Source organism: Microcystis sp. M53603_WE2, assembly GCF_030065435.1.
Window position 1 is genome coordinate 1 of sequence record NZ_JASJFF010000541.1, and the last position, 2,864, is coordinate 2,864.

At 44.9% G+C, this 2,864-nt stretch carries 4 protein-coding genes and 1 pseudogene; 3 read left to right on the top strand and 2 right to left on the bottom strand.

What is annotated here, in order from left to right; genetic code table 11:
* On the bottom strand, positions 1-510 hold a 510-nt coding region (locus tag PX481_RS11220), incomplete at its 3' end, for a SagB/ThcOx family dehydrogenase (RefSeq protein WP_288094598.1).
* A gap of 249 nt (positions 511-759) precedes the next feature.
* On the opposite strand from PX481_RS11220, the gene PX481_RS11225 reads away from it, so the two are divergent.
* The 3 genes from PX481_RS11225 to PX481_RS11235 all read left to right on the top strand — a co-directional run bounded on the left by PX481_RS11225 (position 760) and on the right by PX481_RS11235 (position 2,361).
* On the top strand, positions 760-1,104 hold the full coding sequence (locus PX481_RS11225; protein ID WP_002755652.1) for a type II toxin-antitoxin system RelE/ParE family toxin: 345 nt from the start codon (positions 760-762) through the stop codon (positions 1,102-1,104).
* On the top strand, positions 1,091-1,453 hold the full coding sequence (locus tag PX481_RS11230) for a helix-turn-helix domain-containing transcriptional regulator (RefSeq protein WP_012266497.1): 363 nt from the start codon (positions 1,091-1,093) through the stop codon (positions 1,451-1,453). The genes PX481_RS11225 and PX481_RS11230 overlap by 14 nt, the downstream gene beginning before the upstream one ends.
* Before the next feature lie 113 nt (positions 1,454-1,566).
* Positions 1,567-2,361, top strand: a complete 795-nt coding sequence (locus PX481_RS11235; protein WP_002761186.1) for a Uma2 family endonuclease — start codon at positions 1,567-1,569, stop codon at positions 2,359-2,361.
* Positions 2,362-2,419: 58 nt separating this feature from the next.
* Here the strand turns inward: PX481_RS11235 and PX481_RS11240 are convergent.
* A pseudogene (locus tag PX481_RS11240) lies at positions 2,420-2,512 on the bottom strand (PEP-CTERM sorting domain-containing protein); the annotation flags it as partial.
* Positions 2,513-2,864: the final 352 nt, after the last annotated feature.

Genomic DNA, 2,864 nt, shown 5'->3' on the forward strand with positions numbered 1-2,864 from the left:
CCAAGCAGACCGATAAAAAATGGCACTGGTAACTACAGCGATATCGGTATTTTCTAAAACAGGATTCCAGAAACAAGCAGATTGTAGGTTGGTCCAGACATCACTTTCCCAGAATAAAAGCAGCGAGTGACTTTGACCTTGGTAACTGTAGAGACCGGCGGGTAAAAATTCCGTGCCACGGGAGATCAGATAGACCTCGGCGGGGTATAATCCACCGGCAGAGGGTGCGGAACGTAGGTACAAGGGACTACCCATAGTGGCGATTTTGGCAGTTAACCCATAGCTACAGCCCAAAATTCGCGATATACGTCGCCAAAAGTCTCCTTTTTGGGGAACCATTTGACGGGAGAGGTAGGGTTTGAGATCGAACGTCTGACCGATTTTGTATTCTTTGAAGGGATGGGGTTGTTGACTCCAATCAAGACCTTTACTTTTTGAGGCGATCGTCTGGGGGTCGTATTTAGTCCGCTCGTGGTAGTATTGGGCGATCGAGATTGGCTGATCTGGCATGATAAAGATAGGCTGTCTAAGCTTTACTTTTTAGTTTGACATACTCCCACCCCTAGAAAACGGGTTTCTGAAAGAAACCCGTTTTCTAAATACTCCCCTCTCCCACCCCCCCCTGCTCTACGATGTCGGGTAGGGTTGATTCATGAATCAACCCTACCCTTGATAAAGGGGGTGGGGGGTTGGGGGTGAGGGTAATTAACCATACCTGCCATTACTTTAGAAAAATAGTATAACTGCTATAATTATCCCATGGCGGCTCAACCCAGAGAAATTCGACGTTATGTTACCAGTGACGGCAAAGTTCCCTTTGCCCAATGGCTCGATTCTTTGCGGGATATTAAGGCTAAAACTAAAATCGCTCAACGCCTAAACCGGGTTAATTTAGGTAACTTAGGGGATTATAAATCAGTAGGAGCAGGAGTTTATGAACTACGAATAGACTATGGTTCTGGTTATCGCGTTTACTTTGGACAAATCGGAACAACGATTATCTTACTCCTGTGTGGAGGAGATAAAAAAACGCAAGCTAAAGACATTGAAATAGCTCAAAAATATTGGCAAGACTATAGGAGCCGAGAAAATGCCAGTCAGTGATAGTTATCATGATTCCCTGATCGAATCTCTTAAAGATTCCCATTACGCAGCAGTTTATCTGGAAACTCATCTCGAGGGAGATGAATATGAATTTGAATCAGAATTACTCAGACTCGCATTCAATCACGTCCTAGAAGCCCTTGGACCTCAAAATCTAACACCAGAACAAATCAAAATTCAGGCGAAGCAATTGGAAGAACTAATGCAAAAACCTGCACCTGAAGCCATGAATCAACTAACCTCTTGGCTTCAAGCTTTAGGATTGAAATTAACGATAACGGTCGCTTCAAAAATGCCAGAAATAAATCATGAAAATGACGCTGTTAGTTCAATCAAGATTACAGTGTAGTTTGTAGTTTGTAGTTTGTAGTTTGGTTTTTTTGATGACAAATTGATAGCCGCTTAACGCACCCTACACAGAAAACGGGTTTCTTTCAGAAACCCGTTTTCTAAAATAAAATTATGACTACACCTACCTTCACCATTCCCCAATCTGACCCTCCCCTTTCCCCTCGGCAATCCTTGCCGACGATGTACGATTTACCTAGTGACAATCCACTGGAACCCGGTTTGCCTGACGAATTTCACCTATTACAACCTCAGTTATTACTGCTGACTTTCCAGCCTCCCAACTGGGAACCAGAGCTAGTTTTTAGCGCTGCTGACCTCAACCTTTACTACAATGTCAGACACCCTCAATGGTACAAGCGTCCCGATTGGTTTGGGGTGGTTGGTGTTCCTCGCCTCTACGATGGCCATGACCTGCGCTTAAGCTATGTGATTTGGCAGGAAGGGGTTTCTCCGACGATTGTGGTGGAATTATTGTCTCCAGGTACGGAAAATCAAGATTTAGGCGAAGAACTACGCCAACCAGGGGAACCGCCAACTAAGTGGACAGTTTATGAACAGATTCTGCGGATTCCCTACTATGTGGTTTTCAGTCGCTATACTAACCAACTTCAGGCGTTTGAACTGGTAGGCGGTCGTTACCAACCCGTAGCTTTAGTGGAGGGACGCTTACCGATTCCTCCACTGGAATTGAGCTTGGGTTTGTGGCAAGGTTCCTATCGGGGGATTGAGCGGCTATGGTTGCGCTGGTTGACGCTGGAAGGAGAGTTAATTCCCCTGGCCGATGAGGAGTTAATTGCGGCCAAACAAGAGGCTTCTGCGGCGAAACAAGAGGCTTCTGCGGCTAAACAACGAGCAGAACAACTAGCGGCACGATTGCGGGAATTAGGGATAGATCCTGAAAGCTGAAGGCTCGAAAACCCCTCAAAAAAGAGAGAGGAAACCCGCGCCTCCTCTCTCTGGGACATTATTTTCTCGCTTTGCGGACAGTACCCCCTAGCATTAAACCCCCTAGTGTGATATGACCAAGAACACCCGTGGGTTCGGGGACACCCACAGCAGCAGAAGCGACGGTCAACAAATGCCGAGAGATTTTTTGAGATTATTCATACATCGAATAATTTGCTCTACGAATAAAGTTATGTGTAGATTTTAGAAGCAATTTGATTGAAGTCAACATAAAACTAGAGGATTTTACTCTATCATTAACTTATTTTAATTTTCGATGTACCTAGGATTTGCTGAATAAATCTAACAACCTTGTTGGATAAGGTTTTTAGACTTTTTTTCCCTCAAAAAGTGCCGACCATTGGAGTGATTGGGGGGAAAATTCTGGGACTTTTTCCCTGAAAATTAGGTAATTGACCACCTGAAAATCGGTAAAACCCCACACCCCACACCCCACACCCCAC

What these genes read in the sequence shown, in the direction of transcription:
- PX481_RS11225 (WP_002755652.1), top strand. Translation starts at nt 760, where the DNA reads ATGGCGGCTCAACCCAGAGAAATTCGACGTTATGTTACCAGTGACGGC.
- PX481_RS11230 (WP_012266497.1), top strand. Translation starts at nt 1,091, where the DNA reads ATGCCAGTCAGTGATAGTTATCATGATTCCCTGATCGAATCTCTTAAA.
- PX481_RS11235 (WP_002761186.1), top strand. Translation starts at nt 1,567, where the DNA reads ATGACTACACCTACCTTCACCATTCCCCAATCTGACCCTCCCCTTTCC.